This window comes from Pradoshia sp. Z6_59 (genome assembly GCF_058267515.1).
Genome location: NZ_JBZCPP010000004.1, coordinates 80,092 through 102,093 on the forward strand (window position 1 = coordinate 80,092; position 22,002 = coordinate 102,093).

The following is a 22,002-nucleotide window of genomic DNA, read 5'->3' on the forward strand; positions in this document are numbered from 1 at the left end:
TCGAAACTGGTAACAGTAAGGGGTGTGTTAAATGAAAAAAAGAATACTGGGGACAGGAATTATTTTTCTATTGCTGTTTACTTTATTAATAGCCAAGCTGGTACATATACAGATAGTGAAGCCAAAGGAATATTCCAAACACCGGGTAAATTTATTAGAGAATAGTGTGAGACAAAGAATTGACGAAATCACCCTGGATGATGGAAGAGGTGGATTTCTTGATAGAGAAGGTAAGTCGATTTCCTATCAGGACAAATCGGTTTTAGTACTCTTTCCATTTGTTAAACATATAGATTGGCCTGCAGATAAATTGGCAGACATTCTTGGGATAGATAAAGAAATACTATTAAAAAGGCTAAAGGATGAAGATGAGCCATTTATTTATGAAAATAAAGGTGTAATAGAATTAACAGATAGCCAAATTACGCAAATTAACAATCTACATATTCCGGGTATCATTGGTGTAAAGAAGAGAGAGGTTATAGCAACTCCTTCAGCAAGCCATCTTCTGGGGTCACTGACATTAAATAAAAACGAGATAGATGAAGCTAATAAAATTGGCTATACACCGGTTGACTATCAAACAAAAGTAGGGAAAACCGGATTGCAAAAAGCCTTTCAAATATTCCTCCAGGGGAATGGCAGTAAAAAACTGGTTTATCATAAAGCAGCCAATGGACTGCCAATGTTTGGAGTGGATATCCGTTATTTGGATGAAAGTCAATCTGGTGAAAGAATTAATATACAGACTACTTTGGATCAGGATTATCAAAAACTTGCAGAACAAGTTGCTGATGATAACGGGCTGAAAAAAGGTGGAATTATTATTTTAGATGTTGAGACTAATGATATTCTAGCTATGGTTTCCACACCGCATGTAAATAAGGATGTAAACAATGAGGGTAACCATAATCAAATGATCATTCCGCAGACTCCTGGTTCCGTATTTAAAACGGTTATAGCGGCTGCTGCTATAGAAGAAGGTCTGACCCTGAATGGAAGAGAATTTAACGGGAATTTGGATCATTTAGGGCGACCTGTTGATAAAAATACAGGAAGGTTGCTAGGATTGGTTGATTTTCAGCGAGGGTTTGCATTAAGCAGCAATCAAGTTTTTGGAGTTCTGGGTAAAGAATTGGCGGATAAAAATCCAAATCTTATTGAAGAGTATGCTGAGCGGCTTGGCTTAATTCAACCAATTGGATGGAGTGGGAGTGTCTTTCATACATCTCTCATTAAACAACTGCCGGAAGAAAAATCTGGGGTCATATGGACAGAATCCTCCATGAAGAAGGATGAGAATTTTGTGGCTAATACATCGATTGGTCAATTAAATGTAAAAGTAACTCCGCTTGCCATCGCCAATATGATGGCCACGATTGCCAGAGGCGGTGAAAGAATAGTGGCTAGAGCTGCCACTAAAGCCGTGGATGATGATGGATTGACCATTGCTACCTTTAAAGAGCAGACTGTAGAAGGTAAAACCATTTCAAAAATAACGGCCAGCAAGCTACAGCAATTATTAAGAGGAGTCGTAACGACAACAGGAAAATATGCGACTGCAGGTAATTTACATACAGCCAAGTATGAGGTTGCCGGTAAGTCGGGAACAGCTGAAATTGGGACAAAGGAAGATAAAACAAAGCAGAAGTACAATAAATGGTTTGCAGGTTATTTTCCTTTTCAAAAACCTAAATATGCGATGGTGATTGTTAATCTGGATACGGCGAGCAAGTCGGGTGCGGTAACTCCTTTATACTTGCAAATGGTCAATGGGATACATGCAATCAATCAAAAAAGAGGGTTGGAATAAAAAATATGACGAAAAATTTAATAACTTTTAGTGATTACCTATCCATGTTAAAATAATCTTTATTATAAATTTGAGGAGGAAGTGTATATGGATAGGCAAGATAAATATCCTTCGCGTATGGATAAACGTCAGGATAAAAAGGTAAACAAAGTCTACAATATACTGATTACAGTTGTCGTTCTCCTTATTGTCGTGGTAGGAGCTACTATATTTTTAGGTAATAATGATGAACCGGCAAGTCAGAAGGCTGATACCAATCCTGAAAGTAATCAATCAGCAGTCAATAAAGAAGAGGAAGCTGATAAAGAGGAAAATGCAATGGATGAAGATGAGCAAGCAACCGAGAATGAGAATGCGGATGAGGAGAGCCAAGATCAAGACCAAGAACAGAACTCTGATCAAGAATCCTCTGAATCTGAAGATACAGTAGAGTCTGAGAAACTTGAGGAAACCGCTTCTGATGGAAATGTGGAAGAAGCGTATTCTGATCCTTCATGGAAGCCAGTAGGTACGGAACAAAGTGGAGAGCATGTTACACAATACGAGAAAGGTTCCACTGATTGGAATGAAATGGAGCGAGCCATTGCCTATGGAGCAGGTATCGATCAAAGTAATATGACCTTATGGTATTTGCAAAATGGCGGTGAACCAAATAAGGCAATTGGTACTGTGTCACCTAAAGATGGATCAAGCACGTATCGTGTATATATCGAATGGGTTGATGGTGAAGGATGGAAACCGACAAAGGTAGAAAAACTTATAAAGAATGACAAAGCTAGTTAATCAAATAAAAGACTTTTAAAGCTGCCATGATTGGCAGCTTTTTTGATTGTTATTTTGTAAGGGAAATCCAGATAATTTGATGAGTGGAAATACAAAGAGGTGATAGTAGCCATTTCAAAAAGGATGTAACATGTCAGTCAATATCTCGTAAATGTGTTCGAATCTCAGATGCGGTTTTTGTAGGATTTTCACATTGAAAAATAATATATCTATACTTTTTATGTCCATCCAATTCTATGATGACCAGCGGTATCCGACCGCTGTATGAAAGAAAATACCATTCATTCTGATATTTATAACTTCCTTCATATATATTTAAGAATGAAATAGAAGAACCAGGCATCCGTATCATCCATGTAGGAGCATCGAAATAATCTACTAAAACATTTTTTATTAGAGGGTAGGGCATTTGAATCTTTCGTTTTAAAGCAAAAAAAGTTGTCAAACCTGTAAGAGTTAAAACCAGTTCCTGCTTCTCGTCATCAAACTTTATTACTCTCCCCATAAAAAAGCACCTCCTATTATTCATTTCTGTAGGTTATAAAGACTTTGCCGTGCTAAGTCGTGTACTGAGCCTTTGATTCTTAATAAGCTCCCTACGGTACCTTCTTATGCCTGTCGCGGGCTAACAGGATGTTGGTCACAAAGACGTTGCCACAGGACGTGGCGTTTTTAGTCTTTGTTCCTTAATATACCCGTTTTTGGGTTTTTAGTTAATCCAGCTTCAGGGCCTAGCCGCTCGAGTCATAAGTGTAGCTGCTACGGGAGATAAAAGCGTTCTCCCTGCGCAACTCCTCTTATGCTCCTCGCGGGCCAGCAGGATGTTGGTCATGAAGACGTTGCCACAGGACGTGGCGATTTTAGTCTTCGTTCCTTAAAATGAGCCGTTTCAGCTTTTTATTTAATCTAGCTTCAGGGCCTAACCGCTCGAGTCATAAGTGTAGCCACTGCGGGAGGGAAGAGCACCTCCCTCCGTGCCTCCTCTTATGCTTGTCGCGGCTGAGCAAGGCCCTTCAGCTTTTTATTTAATCCAGCTTCGACTCCTAGTCCCTCGAGTCATAAGCAAATACTCTACGGGAGGGAAGAACGTCTCCCTCCGAGTATTCGTCTTATGCTTTTCGGGCCTGAACAGTCGTCTCAGCTTTTTAGTTTATAGTGTACTACTGCTGTGTAGATGGGTTTGCCTTCGGGGGTGGTGTGGATTTGGTGGGATATGTGGTGTACGGATAGCATGATTGCTTTGTTTTGTTCTATTTTTTGTTGGATTTGTTTTTCGAGGTTTTGAATTGAGGATGCCTCGAAAAATTCAACTTTGTCTTCAATTAGATCTAATTTAAATTCCACTTTTTTTGCCTCCTTCATTTTCAAACTAAGTCTACCAAAAATGCCTGAAATACTCTAGTTCCAATAAAGGATTAGAGGTCTGTTTATGCAGATGATTTATGGTAAAATGGTACTGCATTTTAATTTTTGTAATATAAAGGAGTTATACTGATGAAAATTGCTATTATTGGCGCAATGGAAGAAGAAGTTGCCTATTTGCGTGAGAATATAGAAAGTGCTGAGTCTGTTGTCATTGCTAATACGGAATATACAACTGGACAGATGTTTGGTGTGGATGTTATTTTGCTGAAATCTGGTATTGGCAAGGTGAATGCTGCTATGGGAACAGCTGTCCTTCTTGAAAAGTTCAAGCCTGATTTTATTATCAACACAGGCTCAGCAGGTGGCTACAACCCAGAACTAAATGTAGGAGATATGGTTATTTCGACTGAGGTACGTCACCATGATGTGGATGTTACAGCATTTGATTATGAATACGGACAGGTTCCCCAATTACCTGCAGCATTTATAGCTGATGAAAAGCTTGTATCACTTGCAGAGAAAGTGGCTGCAGGCATTGACGGGGTTGGAGTTGGTAAAGGGTTAATCGCAACCGGTGACGTATTTATGTCTGATCCTGAACGTGTTCGATTTGTAAGAGAAAAGTTTCCACAGCTGCAGGCAGTTGAAATGGAAGCAGCCGCTATTGCGCAGGTGGCTTATCAGTTTAATGTTCCATTTGTAGTTACACGCGCATTAAGTGATATTGCTGGAAAAGAGTCAGATTTATCATTTGATCAATTCCTGGAAAAGGCTGCTTTGCATTCAGCTCAATTGGCAATGGGAATTGTAAAAGAATTAAAATAAACTTTTTAAGTTCTGTCGAATTACTGAGGCAGAACTTTTTTTGTTTTCTTTAAGAAAATAATGTGACTGTTTTATAACTATTAATACCATTTTGTCCATCTATTTCAGTGGTTCGCCTGCCACTATTTACATTAGCTTAGGAAGAAATATCATGTTACTGTATTACTAGTTTATTTGAAAGGTGGTAGTTTCCTTGAAAGAGAAAATGATAGATTATAAACGTTTTGGTACAACTCTCCTCATGTTTGCTGTATTTCTTTTTTTAGGATCCATATTGCCAAAGGAAGGTATGAGTGAAGTAGTAAAGGAATACTTAACTTTTGCTACTGCCGGAGTATTGGCGTTATCCGCATTATTTTTTGCTTTATCCAGGAAATACGGGAAGTTAATACAAGACGAAGAATAGATTCTATAAAATTCAGGTCAACTCATATAATGAGTTGGCTTTTTTTATAATCTTTTAATCAAGAATCTAATAAATTTACCGTTGACATTGATAATCATTATCAATAATATAATTATATCAAAATAATAATGTGTAGGTGGTTTCTGATGATATTGTTAACTTTACATAAACTTTATTTTTTTATTTGCTTATTATTTGGGGTTTTACACCTGTTTAAAAAGAATAGACCGATAAAACTTACTCATAGATGGAGTGGTTTTATATCCTTGATAAGTATATTTATATATCTATTTCAAATGAGTTCTAATTTATTTGGTTATATCATTTATATACTTATCATTGCTCTGACAGCAATAATTCCTTTTTTAAAGAGTGAGAAAAAATGTACGGCCGTTCATATTTTGGGAGGGCTAGGCTCTATCGTATGGCTTGTACTGATACATATTTAGTGGGGGAAGACAGATGAAAAAAATAATGTTACTGGGATTGGGATGGATATCTCTATTGTTTGGTTTAATTGGAATCGCAGTGCCTATTTTACCAACGACACCTTTACTGTTACTGACAGCAATTTTATTCGCTGGTAATTCAGTTAAATGTGAAAACTGGCTGAAAAAACAGTCATTTTACGAAAAATATGTAGTGAGCTATCAAAGGGATGGTGGTCTTACTTTAAGAAGAAAATTAACGATTTTGCTAACCGTGTATTTATTACTTCTAATCAGCGGTTTAATGATCGATCATTTACACGTTCGCATTGTTCTATGCGTGTTGGCAGTTGTCAAATTGATTGTTTTTATAAAAATTCCTACGATTAATCAAGAGGAAGTGCAACATATATGATTCAAAAAGAAATGTTGATGTACGCAAAAAAGTATGGAATCATCCCTGTTTTGGTTCAAGTTACATTATTGCAATTATTGAATGTTGTTATAAATATAGTGATTGCATTTGAGATTGCGGAATTATTTTCTGCCTTGTTCTATGTTCATAATATCGTTATGGATATGTACTACATTTTATATATTGGATTGATTATAGCTATAAAGTTCGGTTGTCATTATTACTCGACAAAGCTCACGCATTATACATCATTTGAGCTAAAGCATAAGGTGCGGAGAGAGCTGTTTGAAAAGCTTCTTTCACTGACCCCTCAAGAGATAACTAAACTGGAAATCAGTAAAATCAGCCAGCTTGCGGTAGAAGGTATCGAGAATATCGATGTTTATTACAGTCGTTATCTGCCGCAATTTTTTTATAGCCTGTTGACTCCGGTTCTACTATTTGTAGTAATGGCAAAATTGAATTGGAAAATTGCGCTTATGTTGTTGATTAGTGGTTTTTTAATTCCAGTTGCCATTGTGGCCGGCGTAAAAATTGGAAAGAGAATTTTTAAAACATATTGGAATAAGTACTTGGATGTTGGTAAAAAGTTCGTTGAAGGTGTAGAGGGGCTACGCACCTTAAAAATTTATAACGGAGAAAAGGCATACGGAGAAGTTATGAATAAGGAAGCAGAGGAATTCCGCTGTATGACGATGAAGGTGCTTAGGATGCAATTGCAATCCATTACCATTATGGATTTAATTGCCTACTTAGGAGCAGCTTTGGGGATCGTTTGCTCAGTGATTGCCTATAAAAATGAAAACTTAAGTTTAACTGGCTTTATCTGTTTTTCTCTGCTGGCGATCGAATTTTTTGTACCATTTAGACTGTTGGGATCCTATTTCCATGTAGGTATGAATGGTACGAGTGCCTTGAATTTATTATCCTCCATTTTAAAAATTGAAACGCAAAAAGAAGAACCAGCTGTTCATAAGGATATCACAGGAGATTTATGCATTAAAAATATTACCTATACTTATCCAGACGCTGATAAACCGGCTTTGCAGGGTTGCAATCTTGTCATCAAGCAAAGTGAGGTGACGGGAATTGCAGGTGCTTCTGGTGCAGGAAAAACAACTATTACACATATTCTGCAACGTTTCATTGAACCGGAAAATGGAACAATTGAAATCGGTGGGACATCTTTGGCGGATATACCTATTGATCAGGTGCATCAGTTGATTGGCTGTGTCAGTAACCGTTCCTATATTTTTGAAGGCACGATACTCACTAATTTAAGGATGGCTAAACCAACTTTGGAGGAAGAAGAGGCAGAAGAGATTCTTAGGTTTGTGAAGCTAGATCAATTTGCTGCAAACCTTCATTATAAAATTCAAAGTGGAGGGACGAATCTTTCAAGCGGACAGCGCCAAAAATTAGCAATTGCCCGAATGCTGTTAAAGAATCCTAAAGTGTTTATTTTTGATGAAGCTACTGCCAATATCGACCGTAATAGTGAAGATGATATTCTTGATATTATTCAGGAAATCAGCCGCCAGGGGAAAATGGTTATCATGATTACCCATCAGTTGCAGCGTTTAGTAGATGCTAATCATATCTATGTATTTTCCAATGGAAAAATAGCTGAGCAAGGTGATCATCAAACACTTATGGATAATGGGAACATTTATGCAGAGCTATTTGAAGTACAACAATCAATCGGAAGGTGTGCACTATGATTAGTAGCGGAAAAAACTTGATTCAATTAATGAAAATATTAAAACCGCTTATTCCCCATATGTTGCTGACAATCCTTCTTGGTACATTAGGTTATTTGGCGGTTTCATCCATAAGCCTTATAGGCGGTATGGCTTTCCTGGATGTAATGGGCCTTAAAGACTTTGGCAATGGAAGACTGTTGCTGATTATGATTATTGCAGCAGGTATAATGCGTACTGTTTTTCGTCTGTGCGAGCAATATATGACCCATTATATTGCCTTCAGGCTTCTGGCTACTATCCGGTCTCATATCTTTACATCCCTTGGAAAGCTTGGGAATAGACAATTAATGAGCTTTCAAAAAGGGGAGCTTATGAATGTTATCACTAAGGATGTAGAAATGCTTGAAGTGTTTTATGCGCACACAGTAGCTCCTGTATGTATTAGCTTTACAACAGGAATTGTTTATCTGTCGATTTTTTGGTCCTTTCATCCATTTTATGCTGTTGCAGCGTTGTTCTCCTATGTGTTAATAAGCTATATTGTTCCGAAAAGTGTGTATAAAAGCGGACAAGAAGCAGGGGACGATTATCGTGTTCAATTTGGTATGCAAAGTCAATATATCCTTGATCGATTAAAAGGATTGAAGGAATTGTATATTTTTGGACAGGAGAATCAGACCATTAATCAAATTGACGAGTACAGTGAGGGATTAAATCATTCTACTTTGTCCCTTAAGAAACACGAAGGTCTGCTTAAGGCATTGACGGATGGGGCCTTATACCTCTCTGTGTTTATACAAATTGGCATATCTATTTATTTATATGGAATTGGTAAAGTGGATGCAAGTACAGGGCTTTTAGCTATGCTGTTGCTTTATTCTTCCTTTGGTCCTGCACTAGCTTTATCGCAGCTTAGCGCGAGCCTTGTTCATACATTTGCCAGTGCTAAACGTATCTTAGGAATCATGAATATTATTCCTGAAGTAAATGAGGGAGGCAGTCGTGAACTCGTCCATATAAGTAATATTAGATATAGTGATGTTCAATTTGAGTATGAAAAAGGCAAACATTTATATAAAAATGTTAATTTTGAATGGAGAATAGGAGAAATTATTGGCATCAGGGGAGATAATGGTACGGGGAAATCAACATTGATTTCATTGTTGCTGCGGGATATTCCAGTTACGAAAGGTGCCATATTATTAAATGGGGCGCCAGTCGAGGAATATAATGCTGATTCTTATCGGAAGCATTTCAGTATGGTTGATGCTCATACCATCGTATTTTCGGATACATTGCGCCGGAATCTGACAATGTATAAGAAATATACGGAAGAAGAGATATGGGATGCTTGTGAGAAAGCAGGATTGTATCAATTTATAAAAAGTCTTCCAGAAGGTTTGGATACACATCTTCAGGAATTCGGTGAAAATCTTTCAAGTGGGCAGCTCCAACGCTTAGCGTTGGCCAGATTGTTCCTGGATGATGCCTCGGTTTTTATCCTGGATGAACCTACGACCAATCTTGATGCGTTGAACGAATCCGCCATTCTTCAGGCAATTAAAGCTCATGCGGGAGATAAACTTGTTATTCTCATCAGCCATCATCCGGAGGTACTGGATATGGCAGACCGTATTTTTGAAGTAAGAGATGGACAAATAAACGAAATGGGATACCAACATTATAAGAATGCATAACCACACGTAACCTATAATTCCTTGGGGGAATATGGGCGGTGGGAAGATAGATAGAATCGCTTATACATTTGTTGGTCAATGAACAAATCGGAGCAATACTATAAGCCTTGCAATTAGAGCTGCAGAAAATTATCTCTGCGGCTTTTTTTGCTTTTAAAATCCTCGAGATATAGGTACTTTTCCCAATCTGGTTTTCTAAAGGTCTTTAATGGTCTGTATTATCGTGAAAATGGTAAATAAAACTATAGGATTTTTATAAATTTTAGTTCTATTCTGGTGGTGTGATGAATATATTGACAAAGTGTGTTAAAAAAACCGATGATTTGAAGCTTAAGGAGGTAATTGCATGACCTTTAATATGATACTGTTCACAGTTACAATCAAGTCAAATAAATTGGGCAGATCTGAATACGTTTCAATACGTCAGGCGGAAAATGAAATGCTTGATCGAAAAACAACTATAATTAATAAATTTTATTAATTATATTCCATACTCAATTATGCGAAGGTTGACCACTGATAAAAAAATTACTCAATCGGAAGGAAGGCGATCGATATGACAAATTATATAATAGTAAAGATATCAAAATTTTTCTGGATTAATAAGGATAGTGCATAACGAACTGTTCACATTCCTGTAAAGAATTAGTCAATTATTCTTCACATCACGTTGCTTGGGACGCCCCTTTGCTATGTTAAATTTAGGTAAATAGGATGAATAAGGGGTTGGTTACCATGTTATTATTCGTAATGGGGGTTGCTACTGCTGTTACAATCACATTTGTCATTGTAGCTGATATTACAACCATAGAATCGTAAATGAAGAAAAAACTTATGCTATGCATAAGTTTTTTCTTCATTTTGGACCAAAGTATCCTCCGCTCCAAAAACCCCAAAAGCCAAAGATAAATAATAAAATGAATAGAATAATTAAGATCGCAAATCCGGCGCCATACCCACTGCGACAGGGTGGAGGAGGGTAACCCCAACCGCAACCGGCTCCTCCGAAATGATAAGGATACATAGGTGCACCTCCCTTATATACCATAGATATTATTATAATATGGGATGATTGCTTATTTGGGTTGGGCATAAATCAAATATCTTATTTTCAGAAGGACAGGCAAGGGATAGAGGCTGCTGTCATACATATCTAATAGTCTAACTGGTTGGAAACAGTGAGGAGCTGATTTAATTGGCAGGAGTTTTAGCAACGTTTGGCTATTTTATTAAAGAATTGGTTTTTCTCGTCTCCTATGTTAAAAACAATGCATTTCCTCAACCATTATCAGCAAAGGAAGAAAGGGAATGTATTGAAAGAATGGCGGAAGGAGATGCGGAAGCAAGGAATTTATTAATTGAACATAACCTAAGGCTTGTAGCTCACATTGTAAAGAAGTTTGAAAATACTGGGGAAGATACTGAGGATCTCATTTCAATCGGAACGATTGGCTTAATCAAGGGAATCGAATCTTATTCCTCAGGTAAAGGCACGAAACTTGCTACATATGCGGCCCGCTGTATCGAAAATGAGATTTTGATGCATCTAAGAGTGATTAAAAAAACAAAAAAAGATGTTTCGTTGCATGACCCGATTGGCCAGGATAAAGAGGGAAATGAAATTTCATTGCTTGATATATTGAAGTCTGAGTCTGAGGATGTAATTGACACAATTCAGCTTAATATGGAACTTGAAAAAGTGAAGAAGTATATTGATGTGCTTGAGGACCGTGAAAAGGAGGTTATTGTTGGCAGGTTTGGCCTAGATCTAAAAAAGGAAAAGACACAAAGAGAGATAGCGAAAGAACTGGGTATATCTCGCAGCTATGTTTCAAGAATTGAAAAGAGAGCATTAATGAAAATGTTCCATGAATTTTATCGAGCAGAGAAAGAAAAAAGAAAGAAAAAATAGTCAAAACGGGCAAAAGATACTTGTCCGTTTTTTTCGTTAAAAGGAAATAATATTGTCACGCTCATAAAAATTGAGGTGTCAATATGCATGAATCTAAACCCCAAAATTCTTCTTATTTTTACCGTTTTGGCTGTAAGGTCACTCAATATTATAAAATTATCCTGCTTGTTTGGGGATTGCTGTTCCTTGGCGGAATAATGCTAATGCCATCTTTTTTTAGCCATCTTTCACCACCGCAATTAAATGTAAGAGGTTCACAATCAGACCTAACTCAAAAATTAATGGAGCATAACTTTGCAGATGATATGGGTGAACAAAATTTTCTTGTTTTCCATTCAAATCAATGGAAAGTTAATGAACAAAAATTTTACGTACCGGTAGATAAAGTTCTGGCTGAAATCCAAACGATCGAAGGAGTAACTGTCGTTGCAAACCCGATGGAGAATTCTTTGCTGGAAGGGGAAAATCAAATTTCAAAGGATTTGCACACTTGTTACGCTTTACTTTTTATTGAGGGGGATAAAGGTCAGGTTTTAGAAACGATTGATGTACTCAGTGGATATTTGGATGCGCAGAAGGATGGGCTTGAACTATATTTGACAGGGGCCACTCCAACGATAAAGGATTTGACCCATATGGAAAAGCGGGATCTTACCTATGCGGAAAAACTGGGTATGCCGTTTGTTCTAGTGGTACTTTTACTGGCATTTGGTTCACTTACAGCAGCTTTAATCCCGATTATGATGGGGGGAATGGCTGTAGTCATTACCTTTGCCTGTTTAAGTCTATCGGGATATCAGGATTTTGACATTATTGTACCTAGTGTAGTCACGATGATCGGATTGGGAATAGGAATTGATTATTCATTATTTTTGATTATGAGATATAGGGAGGAACTTCAACAACATGATCCTCATCAGGCAATCGCCATAGCAGTTGCCACAAGCGGAAAGTCTGTATTTTTATCTGGATTGACGGTAATGATTTCGTTAATTGGATTGCCTCTTGTTCATGCAAAATTATTTTTGAATTTAACAGTGGGCACTTTTGCTGTTTTATTTATATTATTGCTGCTGACACTTACCTTTTTGCCTTCATTATTGTGTTTGCTTGGATATCGTCTGAATAGCTTCTCTCTACCATTCACAAAGAAGACTAAGCAGAGAAAATACCTGTATCGATGGACAAAGCATATCATGAGGTATTCACTTCCTTATTTAATTGGGAGTTTGCTTCTTCTAGCAGCCTTCACTGCGCCATTACTGCAGATGCATTTGGGAATAGGGCTTAATCAAGATGCCTTAAAGGATTATCCATCTGGAAGGGGAAATACACTTTTAGAGAATAAGTTTGTGTCCGGATTATACTCACCGGTTCTCCTGGTAAAGAAAGCATCAGGGAGTCGGTTTAGTATGGAAGAACTTCAGGAAATTGCTGCTGTTGGAGTTATCCTCAAAGCCTATGAGGAGGTCCAAATGGTCTCATCTATTACAGAATTGACTGATCTTTTGGGTGATAATGATACATATAGTGAGGTGCCAGAATTAGTCAAACTGCCAGAAATTAAAGGGTATACCAAGTTTTTGATTAATGACGATTTTAATGTAGCCCTTGTGATGATAACGTTGAAATATGCCCCTGATTCTACTGAAGCGAAAACCTTTGTCTCTAAGTTAAACGAGCGGTTTGAAAAACAAGTGAATGAAGGGAGCCTTTATATTGGAGGACTTACAGCTCAAGTAAATGATTTGCATGAAGAAACGGTAAAAAAAACACCCATCGTCATCTTGGTTGTTTTAATGATTTCTTATTGTTTCTTGGTAATTGCCTTTAAGAGCATTTTTATTCCAATAAAAGCAATTCTATTAAATATTATTTGTGTAACAGCAGCATGTGGAATGACAGTGGCAGTCTTTCAATTTGGATGGGGAGAAGAGTATTTTCGATTTACTTCTCCAGGATTTATACAGTCTTATTTGCCTGTATTAACCTTCGCAATTTTGTTTGGACTATCCATGGACTATGAAGTGTTTTTAGTCGGAAGGATTAAAGAAGAATGGGAATCATCCCACGATAATGAAGAGTCCATAGCAAGGGGAATCGAATTTACAGGTCCTTTTATCACACAGGCTGCCTTAATCATGATGATTGTTTTTATTTCATTTACCCTAACACGCGTATTAGAAATTAAACAGCTGGGCTTTACTTTAGCGATTGCTGTTTTATTAGATGCGACGATTATTAGGTTAGTCCTTGTTCCAATCCTATTGAAAATGATGGGGAAATGGAATTGGTGGTTTCCAATGGTGAAGAGGCGATGGAAATTGAAATGATGATATACTTGACTGTATCAGTAAGAAAAATCTTTCCCTTCCTTTAAAGGAATAGTAAACTAGGTAGAGACAAACACCCTTAAATCGTCAGGGGTGTTTTTGTTAATTTTATATTCAATCGAAGGATAGCTAAGTGTTAGTAGCCATATAAAAAGAAAATAGGTGAAGAACGTGAAGGAAAAGGTATATCAATTATTAATTGAATTAACAAATGGCAGATGGACTTCTTCCCTTTTAAGAAAATTTGCAAACTCTAAAGCAAGCAGGCGGATAATCCCATCTTTTGCAAAGCAATACAAAATAAATCTGGCCGAGATGGATCGTCCCATTCAGGAATACACATCCTTGCATGATTTTTTTACAAGGGCTTTAATGAATGGAGCACGCGAAATTAATAATGATGAGGGGACAGTTGTCAGTCCTGTAGATGCCGTATTAGAGGACAGTGGGCTCATTCATGAAGATTCTTCTTTCCAAGTGAAAGGGAAGGTATATTCAGTTGAGGAAATGCTTGGGAACACAAGAGATACAGAAAAATATTTAGGCGGCAGATATATGGTACTATATTTAAGTCCAAGCCATTACCACCGTATTCACTCTCCGGTTGAGGGAAAAGTTACACGGAAATGTACGCTTGGACAAAAGTCATATCCAGTCAACAAGTGGGGGATGACATTAGGAAAATACCCTCTATCAAAAAATTATCGTGAAATTACAGAAATCCAGCATGCCGGGGGATCCTTATCTGTCGTAAAGGTTGGTGCCATGTTTGTTAATTCAATAGAGAGAACACATTCGGGGGATACTCTCCATAAAGGGGAAGAAATCGGATATTTTTCATTCGGTTCAACCGTGGTTCTATTATTTGAGAAGGAAACCTATACTCCATACATAACAGGTACATTACCGCAACCGGTACATGTTGGTGAGACAATAGGGTATATAAAATAAATAAAACAAAAAATTGCCCTGGATTTTTAACCAGGGCGCATGATACAAATGAGTTTGGCTCTGTTTAAAATATTTTATAAGATAAGGATCTCCTGTCAATTTCTCTTTCAATTAGACGGATAAATTCTTGACTAAGTTTTAAATGCCTGGCTTTGTAATATGATTCAATTAAAAGGTCATCTGGTAGTTTTTGCATCATTTTGCCTTGCGGCTTCACCTCCAATTTACAGTTCTAAATGGGTGGCAACGACAATATATTAGTAGTTTGCCTTGGTGTACCCTTAATTTAACAGAATCAAGAGAATGGAACAACCGTTCTGTTATCCACAGGGGTAGGTGCATAACTTGTGGGTAAAATGTGTGTATCTGTGATTCTTTTTAGGAAAACGTATTGTCTAAAAAGGTAAAGGGTCTGTTGGCGATGTGTATAAACTTATCCACAGATTTAAATAATGACGCAATATGTCGAAAGGTTTTATATTTCGACTGCACTTTTCATCAAATTTAGCTATTTGGCTATGACATAAATTAAAATATCCGTTATGATGGATAGCGGTGAAAAAGAATTAATAGAGGTGTATAGAGTGATAAAAGCATTTTTACCTTCCAAGCATGTTAAAAGTATTTATGAAATCAAACCTCAGGAATTAAAAGATAATGGTATAAAGGGGATTATTACTGACCTTGATAATACCCTTGTGGAATGGGATCGTCCTCTTGCCACTCCAGAACTGATTGCTTGGTTTGAAATGATGAAGCAACATGGGATTAAAGTGACCATTGTGTCCAATAACAGTGAGCTGCGTGTAAAGTCCTTTGCTGATCCACTTCAAATCCCCTTTATCTTTAGAGCAAAAAAGCCTATGGGAGCTGCATTCAGAAGAGCTGTAGAGATTATGGATATTAAAAGAGAAGAAGCAGTCGTGATCGGTGACCAGCTTTTAACTGATGTTTTGGGCGGTAATCGTAATGGGTTTCAAACAATTCTTGTAGTTCCTGTTGCTCAAACAGATGGCTGGACTACTAAAATAAATCGTAAAATTGAACGCAGAATATTAACATGGTTCCGTAAAAAAGGACAGATAACATGGGAGGACTAGAATTGGAAAAGGATCAAATTAGCTGTGTGGGATGCGGTGTCACTATTCAAACAGAGCATACTGACAAAATAGGATATGCACCGGCTTCCTCACTTCAAAAAGAACAAATCATTTGTCAAAGATGTTTTCGACTTAAACACTATAATGAAGTACAAGATGTATCCCTAACGGATGACGACTTTTTAAAAATACTGAACGGAATTGGAAGTAAAGATGCTTTAATTGTAAAATTAGTAGATATATTTGATTTCAATGGAAGCTGGCTTCCGGGTATTCAAAGATTTGTCGGTCACAATCCAGTTGTTTTAATCGGTAATAAGAGTGATTTATTACCAAAATCAGTCAAGCCTAATAAGCTAATTACCTGGATGAAGCACATGTCGGCTGAACTTGGCTTACATCCTGTGGATATTATGCTTGTCAGCGGTGCTAAAGGACATGGAATTGAAGAAGCAATGGAGCGTATTGAGGAATTGCGTGAAGGACGTGATGTATATGTCGTAGGCTGTACAAACGTCGGAAAATCCACCTTTATCAACCGTATTATTAAACAGGGCAGCGGAGAAGAAAATGTGATTACGACTTCATACTTCCCAGGAACAACTCTTGATATTATTGAAATCCCATTGGATGATGAAAGAGCTTTAATAGACACGCCGGGAATCATTAATCACCATCAAATGGCTCACTTTGTGGGTAAAGAAGATTTAAAAGTGATTACTCCAAAGAAAGAGATTAAACCTAGAGTTTTTCAATTGAATGCTGGGCAAACTCTATTTTTCGGTGGCTTGGCTCGATTTGACTTTATTCAGGGAGAACGGAATTCATTTACTTGTTATTTGTCCAATGAGCTAAATATCCATCGGACGAAATTAGAAAAAGCGGACGAGCTGTACAAAACACATGCAGGCGAATTATTGGTGCCGCCGCGTCCTTCTGAATTAGATGATTTCCCTCCGCTAGTAGCTCACCAATTCTCTATAAAAGAAGGGAAGACAGACATCGTGTTTTCTGGTCTGGGTTGGGTAACGATCAATAAGCCGGGTGCAGTAATTTCTGCGCATGTTCCTAAGGGAGTGCAAGTGACAATCCGTAAATCATTGATTTAAAGGAGAGTAAAATGAAGAAGCTGTTCGGGGTATTAGGAAATCCAATTAAGCATTCAATGTCTCCGCTTATTCATAACGATGCATTTGATCAATATTCAGTTGATGGAGTATATTTGCCGTTTGGCGTTCGGGATAATGAGCTACGACAGGCAGTCGAAGGGTTGAAGGCTTTGGGAGCCGGAGGATTTAATGTAACAGTACCTTTTAAAAGTCGCATTATTCCTTATATCGATGTCTTGGACGAATTTGCAAATGAAGTTGGTGCTGTTAACACTGTTGTGATAAAAGATGGACTTTTATATGGGTACAATACGGATGGCCCTGGATTTATTAAAGGACTGCTGACTATAACCGACCATATAGAAGGTCAAAATGTCTTAATTATCGGTGCGGGCGGTGCGGCAAGAGGAATTTATTTTGCACTCGCTAAAACAGGTGTTGCAAAAATCGATCTCGCCAATCGGACTCTTATTTCAGCAGAACAGCTGCTGGTCGATTATCATGGCAATATAAATTCGAGAGCAATCAGCCTGAAAGAAGCGGAGAGCTCTCTTGCCCAATATGATATTATTATTCAGACAACCTCAGTTGGGTTAGCGGATGCACATGCATCACTACTTTCTCTGACAGAACTAAATCAAAATGCAGTTGTGTGTGATATTATTTATAATCCTCTTGAAACCAAAATTTTAAAAGAGGCAAAAGAACGTGGTAATAAGGTTCAAAACGGTGTGGATATGTTTGTAAATCAGGGGGCGCTGGCTTTCGAGTTATGGACTGGTGTTATGCCGGATACAGAAAGAATGAAACAATTAGTTTTACGACAATTAGGAGGATCATAAATGTTAAAAGGTAAACAAAAAAGATTTTTACGCTCAAAGGCACACTCTCTTCAACCGATATTCCAGGTTGGAAAAGGCGGAGTGAATGAAAATATGATTAAACAAATTGGTGAGGCGCTTGAAGTTCGTGAGCTTATCAAGGTCAGCATCCTGCAAAACTGCGAAGAGGATCGTGATACGGTGGCTGAACAGCTTTCTAAAGGTGCGCGTGCGGAGTTGGTTCAAGTCATTGGTAATACGATTGTTTTATACAAAGAATCAAGAGAAAACAAACAAATTATTCTTCCATCATAATTAAATTCTTATTCAGGGAAGGGGGCACTTTATATGAAGAAAATTGGTATACTAGGCGGAACATTCGATCCCCCTCATATCGGTCATTTAATTATTGCAAATGAGGTTAGGGAGCAATTAGATTTGGATGAGATCCGCTTTATGCCAAATAATGTGCCCCCTCATAAAACCAAAACTTCAACATCTAATAAAGAGCGCTTGGATATGCTTACATTAGCAATTGATAGTAACCCATGGTTTACGATTGATACAATAGAATGGGAAAGAAATGGACCATCCTATACGATAGATACCATTAAACTCCTGAAGGAACGGGAAATAAACTCAGAAATTTATTTCATTATCGGTGCTGATATGATTGAATATTTACCGAAGTGGAAACAAATAGATGAATTGAGTGAATTAGTCCACTTTACAGGTGTTAAACGTCCTGGTTACAGTACTGAGACATCCTATCCTGTCACATTGGTGGATATCCCGGAAATTGCTGTTTCCTCTTCGTGGATTCGTGAAAAAATAAGCAATGGGAAGACAATCAAATATTTGGTACCTGATGCGGTAAAGATATATATTGAGGAGAATCAGTTATATGGATCAACGCAAAGCATTGGAGATCGTTAGGAGGCAACTACCTGATAAACGATATATTCATACATTGGGTGTATTGGAAAGTGCTCAGGAATTGGCAGAACGATACGGTGCAGATATAGAAAAAGCTAAATTGGCAGCAATCTTCCATGATTATGCCAAATATCGTCCTCTGGATGAGATGGAACAAATCATTAAGAATGAGCAATTACCGCAGGATTTATTGGAATATAATACTGAATTATGGCATGCACCGGTTGGAGCGGTTTTAGTTAAGAAAGAAGCAAATCTCTATGATGAGGAAATTCTTTCGGCAATCAAAAACCATACTTCGGGCTGTGTCGGTATGAGTATGCTTGATAAGATCATTTATTTGGCTGATTATATAGAGCCTGGGAGAAGTTTCCCTGGAGTAGATGAAGTGAGAGCATTGTCCTTACTAAGCCTGGATAAAGCTGTGCTCCAGGCAATGGGAAATACAATCACATTTTTGATTAAAAAAAATCAAACAATCTATCCAGATACCTTCCATGCCTATAACGATCTTGCAAAGCAGATAGGGAGGAACAATTAAATGAATGGTAAAGAATTATTAGAAGTAGCTGCAAAAGCAGCTGATGACAAAAGAGCAGAAGAGATTCTCGTATTGGATATGAAGGGAATTTCGTTGATTTCTGATTACTTCATTATTTGCCACGGTAACTCAGACAAACAAGTACAAGCAATTGCACGCGAAATGAAGGAAAAAGTCGAAGAAAATGGAGCAACAGTCCGCCGAATGGAAGGCTTTGATGAAGCGCGTTGGGTTCTAGTGGATATGGGCGATGTTGTAGCGCATATTTTCCATAAAGATGATCGTTCATACTATAAATTGGAAAGATTATGGGGAGATGCCCCAGAAGTATCATTGCAGGAACTTAATATATGAATGTAAGTTATCAAAACTTTGCTTATGTTTATGATTACTTAATGAAAGATGCTCCCTATCAGGAATGGGTTGAGTTTGTAAAAAAAATTGCCCGAAAATATCAATTGAATGAAAAAACGATTCTTGATATTGGATGTGGGACTGGTGAGCTTGCCCGCCGCTTAAAAGAAGCGGGCTTCCAGCCAACCGGAGTTGATTTATCGGAAGAAATGCTGGCTGTGGCAATTCAAAAAGCAAACGAGAATCAGTACGACATCCCGTTTTATCACCAGGACATGCGAGCTTTAGAAGGACTGAATCTATATGATATCGTTGTCATCTTCTGTGACTCTTTAAATTATCTGGCTGATGAAAATGATGTAAAGGATACCTTTAAAGGTGTATTGAACCATATGAAAGAGGATGGTTTATTTATCTTTGATGTTCACTCTGTGAAAAAAATGTCCACTTTTTTTAATGATCAAACCTATGCGGATAACGGAGATGATATCTCCTTTATCTGGAATGCATGGAAAGGAACCGAGATTCCTCACAGTGTCGTACATGAGTTGACTTTCTTTGTATATGATCATGAACTTGATGCATATAATCGATTTGATGAAGACCATTTTCAACGTACATACCCAATCGATATGTATAAAACGTGGCTTGATGAAATTGGATTTGAGCTTGTGGAGCTGATGGGTGACTTCGGAGGAAATTCCCTTGATGAGGCCGATCGAATCTTCTTTGTTTGTAAAAGAAAATAATGTAAAAAACCAGGAAACGTCATGTTCCTGGTTTTTTTAGTAAATTGACACAATGTTTTCATAAATACCTTTGTTTTCGTAAAGGACTTTTATTATATGATTAGAATTAATTAATGATATGAAACCCCAAATTGATTTTCAATTCCCTTTAAATCCTCTTCGAATTTTCGATGCGTAGCCTGAAAAACATGACTAAAAACCTCTCCTAATTCACTTTCCAGCACTTTGATCCCTTCACCTGTAATACCGCCTTTCACACACACCTTTTCTTGCAAAGCAGGCAATGAAAAATGCTGTTGACGTAATAATTCACCGAGCCCAATCAGCATAGATTCAGTTAGCTGGGTGGCTTCTTCAGTGCTTATTCCCGTATGGTTAACTGCAGCTTCGATAAAGTTCCTTGCAATATAACTAAAAAAAGCCGGACCGCAGCTAACGATATCTGAGGATACTCTGGTATATTTGTTGTCGATTTCGAGCGGCTTTGAAATAGCTGCTGCCATCTGCTGAAGTTGGTTCTGCCAATAAGGACTGCAGGATTCACCGAATGTCAGCAGTGTTGCGCCTGCCAAGGCGCGATTGGTGATAGATGGAATAAATCTGGCGCATGAACAGGGGACGACAGCTTCCAATTGCTTGATGGAGATCGGGCTTGTGATGGAAACAATACAATTATCTGAACTTAGATGAGGTTCAAGTATTTCAATCAATGGATACATTTCATGCGGCTTTACACATAAAAAGATTAAATCCGCTTGTTTTGCAAGTTCAATACTTGTGTGGGCTACATGGACCCCTGGTAATTCAACAGCCAGGGATTGAGCTTTGTGTAAAGTCCTGTTCATGATGATTACATCCTTTGCTGCAACAGCAGAAGACCCAATTAAACTTTGAATTAAGATGGTTCCCATATTACCTGTGCCAATTATGCCGGTAATCATTATAAATCCTCCTTATTGGATAAATATCACGATATCCACTATTCCTTATAACAAATTTATGCAAGCAAATATCAAATATGAAGAGGAGCGTAAATTAAATGAATGAGAAAATCGTACAGTTTATCAGCCGAAATGGAATCCTGTTAGCAGGTGCAGGTGTAGCCTGTGCTGCACTCTTCTTTTGGAATATGCAATCTGAAGAAGGGCAATTGGAACAAAGTGAAATAAATTGGACGGAAGAAAGTGTAACAGAAAAAAAGAATGAGGATACGGAAAAACTGCTGGAGGAATCCGAGGTGACAGCTACTTATAAGGTTGATGTGAAGGGTGCCGTTCAAAAACCCGGTGTATATGAATTTTTAAAGGGGGATCGAGTAACGGATGTCATTCAGAAAGCAGGTGGATTGAAAGAAGGTGCTGATAGTAAGCAGGTGAATATGGCGCAATTAGTAGAGGATGAAATGGTCATCTATATTCCAAACAAGGGTGAGGCGGTAGAGGCCTCTAATCAGACTGCTGGGGAAAGTTCGGGGAATACAGTCTCGGCGGCCAAGGGGGATGGTACAATTAATTTAAATAAAGCAACATCTGAAGAACTGCAGGAACTTCCGGGAATCGGTCCGAGTAAAGCGACAGCGATTTTACAAAAACGGGAAGAACTTGGATCGTTTAAAACAATTGAAGATTTGAAAGAAGTTACAGGTATAGGAGATAAGACATTTGAAAAGCTCAGGGAATTAATAACTGTTAAGTAAGAAAAGAATAGTTGAATGAAGGATCGAATTCTTGTTAAAGTGAAGGAAAGTTCATTGTAATTAGA

The 22,002-nt window shown here is 37.7% G+C and carries 25 protein-coding genes; 20 read left to right on the forward strand and 5 right to left on the reverse strand.

Annotation, left to right across the window (positions count from 1 at the left end; translation table 11 throughout):
* Positions 1-31 precede the first annotated feature (31 nt).
* Positions 32-1,813 carry a peptidoglycan D,D-transpeptidase FtsI family protein gene (locus AC4D4B_RS05805; protein WP_490999398.1) on the forward strand — a complete coding sequence of 594 codons (1,782 nt, stop codon included), beginning with the start codon at positions 32-34 and terminating at the stop codon, positions 1,811-1,813.
* Positions 1,814-1,900: 87 nt separating this feature from the next.
* Positions 1,901-2,596, forward strand: a complete 696-nt coding sequence (locus AC4D4B_RS05810; protein WP_490999399.1) for a YrrS family protein — start codon at positions 1,901-1,903, stop codon at positions 2,594-2,596.
* 133 nt (positions 2,597-2,729) lie between these two features.
* On the opposite strand, the gene AC4D4B_RS05815 is transcribed toward AC4D4B_RS05810, so the two are convergent.
* Both AC4D4B_RS05815 and AC4D4B_RS05820 read right to left on the reverse strand, forming a co-directional pair.
* Positions 2,730-3,101: a hypothetical protein gene (locus AC4D4B_RS05815; protein WP_490999400.1), complete on the reverse strand. Its 372-nt coding sequence runs from the start codon at positions 3,099-3,101 to the stop codon at positions 2,730-2,732.
* Positions 3,102-3,733: 632 nt separating this feature from the next.
* Entirely contained in the window at positions 3,734-3,940 is a 207-nt protein-coding gene (locus AC4D4B_RS05820) for a DUF2536 family protein (RefSeq protein WP_490996594.1), read from the reverse strand.
* A 150-nt stretch (positions 3,941-4,090) separates the two neighbouring features.
* Here AC4D4B_RS05820 and mtnN point away from each other — a divergent pair, with 150 nt between their 5' ends.
* The 6 genes from mtnN (at position 4,091) to AC4D4B_RS05850 (ending at position 9,916) form a co-directional block, all read left to right on the forward strand.
* Positions 4,091-4,786, forward strand: coding sequence for a 5'-methylthioadenosine/S-adenosylhomocysteine nucleosidase (gene mtnN / locus AC4D4B_RS05825; RefSeq protein WP_139892605.1), 696 nt, complete (start codon positions 4,091-4,093; stop codon positions 4,784-4,786).
* A gap of 193 nt (positions 4,787-4,979) precedes the next feature.
* Positions 4,980-5,192 (forward strand): YrhC family protein, encoded by a 213-nt coding sequence (locus AC4D4B_RS05830; RefSeq protein WP_490996596.1) that lies wholly within the window; start codon positions 4,980-4,982, stop codon positions 5,190-5,192.
* Positions 5,193-5,654: 462 nt separating this feature from the next.
* Positions 5,655-6,035, forward strand: coding sequence for a DUF454 family protein (locus AC4D4B_RS05835; protein WP_490996597.1), 381 nt, complete (start codon positions 5,655-5,657; stop codon positions 6,033-6,035).
* Complete coding sequence (locus AC4D4B_RS05840) at positions 6,032-7,756, forward strand: ABC transporter ATP-binding protein/permease (RefSeq protein ID WP_490999401.1); 1,725 nt, start codon at positions 6,032-6,034, stop codon at positions 7,754-7,756. The genes AC4D4B_RS05835 and AC4D4B_RS05840 overlap by 4 nt, the downstream gene beginning before the upstream one ends.
* 29 nt (positions 7,757-7,785) lie before the next feature.
* Positions 7,786-9,435 (forward strand): amino acid ABC transporter ATP-binding/permease protein, encoded by a 1,650-nt coding sequence (locus AC4D4B_RS05845; protein WP_490999402.1) that lies wholly within the window; start codon positions 7,786-7,788, stop codon positions 9,433-9,435.
* A gap of 346 nt (positions 9,436-9,781) precedes the next feature.
* Positions 9,782-9,916, forward strand: coding sequence for a YrzI family small protein (locus AC4D4B_RS05850; RefSeq protein ID WP_490996600.1), 135 nt, complete (start codon positions 9,782-9,784; stop codon positions 9,914-9,916).
* 375 nt (positions 9,917-10,291) lie between these two features.
* Here the strand turns inward: AC4D4B_RS05850 and AC4D4B_RS05855 are convergent, their stop codons facing one another.
* Positions 10,292-10,459, reverse strand: coding sequence for a YjcZ family sporulation protein (locus AC4D4B_RS05855; RefSeq protein ID WP_490996601.1), 168 nt, complete (start codon positions 10,457-10,459; stop codon positions 10,292-10,294).
* A gap of 171 nt (positions 10,460-10,630) precedes the next feature.
* Here AC4D4B_RS05855 and sigK point away from each other — a divergent pair, with 171 nt between their 5' ends.
* The 3 genes from sigK (at position 10,631) to AC4D4B_RS05870 (ending at position 14,631) form a co-directional block, all read left to right on the forward strand.
* Complete coding sequence (gene sigK / locus AC4D4B_RS05860; protein WP_066105338.1) at positions 10,631-11,347, forward strand: RNA polymerase sporulation sigma factor SigK; 717 nt, start codon at positions 10,631-10,633, stop codon at positions 11,345-11,347.
* 83 nt (positions 11,348-11,430) lie between these two features.
* A complete protein-coding gene (locus AC4D4B_RS05865) occupies positions 11,431-13,680 on the forward strand; it encodes an MMPL family transporter (RefSeq protein ID WP_490999403.1) in 2,250 nt (749 codons plus the stop codon).
* A gap of 171 nt (positions 13,681-13,851) precedes the next feature.
* On the forward strand, positions 13,852-14,631 hold the full coding sequence (locus AC4D4B_RS05870; RefSeq protein ID WP_490996603.1) for a phosphatidylserine decarboxylase: 780 nt from the start codon (positions 13,852-13,854) through the stop codon (positions 14,629-14,631).
* Positions 14,632-14,695: 64 nt separating this feature from the next.
* On the opposite strand, the gene AC4D4B_RS05875 is transcribed toward AC4D4B_RS05870, so the two are convergent.
* On the reverse strand, positions 14,696-14,827 hold the full coding sequence (locus tag AC4D4B_RS05875) for a sporulation histidine kinase inhibitor Sda (protein WP_490996676.1): 132 nt from the start codon (positions 14,825-14,827) through the stop codon (positions 14,696-14,698).
* A gap of 346 nt (positions 14,828-15,173) precedes the next feature.
* Between AC4D4B_RS05875 and AC4D4B_RS05880 the strand changes: the two genes are divergently transcribed.
* From AC4D4B_RS05880 to AC4D4B_RS05915, 8 genes are read left to right on the forward strand one after another with little or no spacing between them, the layout of a single operon-like run.
* Positions 15,174-15,731, forward strand: a complete 558-nt coding sequence (locus AC4D4B_RS05880; protein ID WP_490999404.1) for a YqeG family HAD IIIA-type phosphatase — start codon at positions 15,174-15,176, stop codon at positions 15,729-15,731.
* Positions 15,719-16,840, forward strand: a complete 1,122-nt coding sequence (yqeH, locus tag AC4D4B_RS05885) for a ribosome biogenesis GTPase YqeH (protein WP_490996604.1) — start codon at positions 15,719-15,721, stop codon at positions 16,838-16,840. Before AC4D4B_RS05880 ends, yqeH begins: the two co-directional genes overlap by 13 nt.
* Before the next feature lie 11 nt (positions 16,841-16,851).
* Positions 16,852-17,682 (forward strand): shikimate dehydrogenase, encoded by an 831-nt coding sequence (aroE, locus tag AC4D4B_RS05890; protein ID WP_490999405.1) that lies wholly within the window; start codon positions 16,852-16,854, stop codon positions 17,680-17,682.
* Positions 17,683-17,976 carry a ribosome assembly RNA-binding protein YhbY gene (yhbY, locus tag AC4D4B_RS05895; RefSeq protein WP_066105322.1) on the forward strand — a complete coding sequence of 98 codons (294 nt, stop codon included), beginning with the start codon at positions 17,683-17,685 and terminating at the stop codon, positions 17,974-17,976. It abuts the gene before it with no gap.
* Positions 17,977-18,009: 33 nt separating this feature from the next.
* Positions 18,010-18,597 (forward strand): nicotinate-nucleotide adenylyltransferase, encoded by a 588-nt coding sequence (locus AC4D4B_RS05900; RefSeq protein ID WP_490996606.1) that lies wholly within the window; start codon positions 18,010-18,012, stop codon positions 18,595-18,597.
* On the forward strand, positions 18,566-19,138 hold the full coding sequence (gene yqeK, locus AC4D4B_RS05905; protein WP_490996607.1) for a bis(5'-nucleosyl)-tetraphosphatase (symmetrical) YqeK: 573 nt from the start codon (positions 18,566-18,568) through the stop codon (positions 19,136-19,138). The genes AC4D4B_RS05900 and yqeK overlap by 32 nt, the downstream gene beginning before the upstream one ends.
* On the forward strand, positions 19,139-19,492 hold the full coding sequence (gene rsfS / locus AC4D4B_RS05910) for a ribosome silencing factor (RefSeq protein ID WP_066105311.1): 354 nt from the start codon (positions 19,139-19,141) through the stop codon (positions 19,490-19,492).
* Positions 19,489-20,241 carry a class I SAM-dependent DNA methyltransferase gene (locus AC4D4B_RS05915; protein ID WP_490999406.1) on the forward strand — a complete coding sequence of 251 codons (753 nt, stop codon included), beginning with the start codon at positions 19,489-19,491 and terminating at the stop codon, positions 20,239-20,241. The genes rsfS and AC4D4B_RS05915 overlap by 4 nt, the downstream gene beginning before the upstream one ends.
* 110 nt (positions 20,242-20,351) lie before the next feature.
* Here the strand turns inward: AC4D4B_RS05915 and comER are convergent, their stop codons facing one another.
* On the reverse strand, positions 20,352-21,182 hold the full coding sequence (gene comER / locus AC4D4B_RS05920) for a late competence protein ComER (protein ID WP_490999407.1): 831 nt from the start codon (positions 21,180-21,182) through the stop codon (positions 20,352-20,354).
* Between the two features lie 98 nt (positions 21,183-21,280).
* Here comER and AC4D4B_RS05925 point away from each other — a divergent pair, with 98 nt between their 5' ends.
* Complete coding sequence (locus AC4D4B_RS05925; RefSeq protein WP_490999408.1) at positions 21,281-21,937, forward strand: helix-hairpin-helix domain-containing protein; 657 nt, start codon at positions 21,281-21,283, stop codon at positions 21,935-21,937.
* Positions 21,938-22,002: the final 65 nt, after the last annotated feature.

Excerpts from the sequence above, each read along its gene's own strand:
- AC4D4B_RS05805 (WP_490999398.1), top strand. The coding sequence starts at position 32 with ATGAAAAAAAGAATACTGGGGACAGGAATTATTTTTCTATTGCTGTTT.
- AC4D4B_RS05810 (WP_490999399.1), top strand. The coding sequence starts at position 1,901 with ATGGATAGGCAAGATAAATATCCTTCGCGTATGGATAAACGTCAGGAT.
- AC4D4B_RS05815 (WP_490999400.1), bottom strand. The coding sequence starts at position 3,101 with ATGGGGAGAGTAATAAAGTTTGATGACGAGAAGCAGGAACTGGTTTTA.
- mtnN (WP_139892605.1), top strand. The coding sequence starts at position 4,091 with ATGAAAATTGCTATTATTGGCGCAATGGAAGAAGAAGTTGCCTATTTG.
- AC4D4B_RS05835 (WP_490996597.1), top strand. The coding sequence starts at position 5,655 with ATGAAAAAAATAATGTTACTGGGATTGGGATGGATATCTCTATTGTTT.
- AC4D4B_RS05840 (WP_490999401.1), top strand. The coding sequence starts at position 6,032 with ATGATTCAAAAAGAAATGTTGATGTACGCAAAAAAGTATGGAATCATC.
- AC4D4B_RS05845 (WP_490999402.1), top strand. The coding sequence starts at position 7,786 with ATGAAAATATTAAAACCGCTTATTCCCCATATGTTGCTGACAATCCTT.
- AC4D4B_RS05850 (WP_490996600.1), top strand. The coding sequence starts at position 9,782 with ATGACCTTTAATATGATACTGTTCACAGTTACAATCAAGTCAAATAAA.
- AC4D4B_RS05855 (WP_490996601.1), bottom strand. The coding sequence starts at position 10,459 with ATGTATCCTTATCATTTCGGAGGAGCCGGTTGCGGTTGGGGTTACCCT.
- AC4D4B_RS05865 (WP_490999403.1), top strand. The coding sequence starts at position 11,431 with ATGCATGAATCTAAACCCCAAAATTCTTCTTATTTTTACCGTTTTGGC.
- AC4D4B_RS05875 (WP_490996676.1), bottom strand. The coding sequence starts at position 14,827 with ATGCAAAAACTACCAGATGACCTTTTAATTGAATCATATTACAAAGCC.
- AC4D4B_RS05880 (WP_490999404.1), top strand. The coding sequence starts at position 15,174 with ATGATGGATAGCGGTGAAAAAGAATTAATAGAGGTGTATAGAGTGATA.
- yqeH (WP_490996604.1), top strand. The coding sequence starts at position 15,719 with ATGGGAGGACTAGAATTGGAAAAGGATCAAATTAGCTGTGTGGGATGC.
- aroE (WP_490999405.1), top strand. The coding sequence starts at position 16,852 with ATGAAGAAGCTGTTCGGGGTATTAGGAAATCCAATTAAGCATTCAATG.
- yhbY (WP_066105322.1), top strand. The coding sequence starts at position 17,683 with ATGTTAAAAGGTAAACAAAAAAGATTTTTACGCTCAAAGGCACACTCT.
- AC4D4B_RS05900 (WP_490996606.1), top strand. The coding sequence starts at position 18,010 with ATGAAGAAAATTGGTATACTAGGCGGAACATTCGATCCCCCTCATATC.
- yqeK (WP_490996607.1), top strand. The coding sequence starts at position 18,566 with ATGGATCAACGCAAAGCATTGGAGATCGTTAGGAGGCAACTACCTGAT.
- rsfS (WP_066105311.1), top strand. The coding sequence starts at position 19,139 with ATGAATGGTAAAGAATTATTAGAAGTAGCTGCAAAAGCAGCTGATGAC.
- AC4D4B_RS05915 (WP_490999406.1), top strand. The coding sequence starts at position 19,489 with ATGAATGTAAGTTATCAAAACTTTGCTTATGTTTATGATTACTTAATG.
- comER (WP_490999407.1), bottom strand. The coding sequence starts at position 21,182 with ATGATTACCGGCATAATTGGCACAGGTAATATGGGAACCATCTTAATT.
- AC4D4B_RS05925 (WP_490999408.1), top strand. The coding sequence starts at position 21,281 with ATGAATGAGAAAATCGTACAGTTTATCAGCCGAAATGGAATCCTGTTA.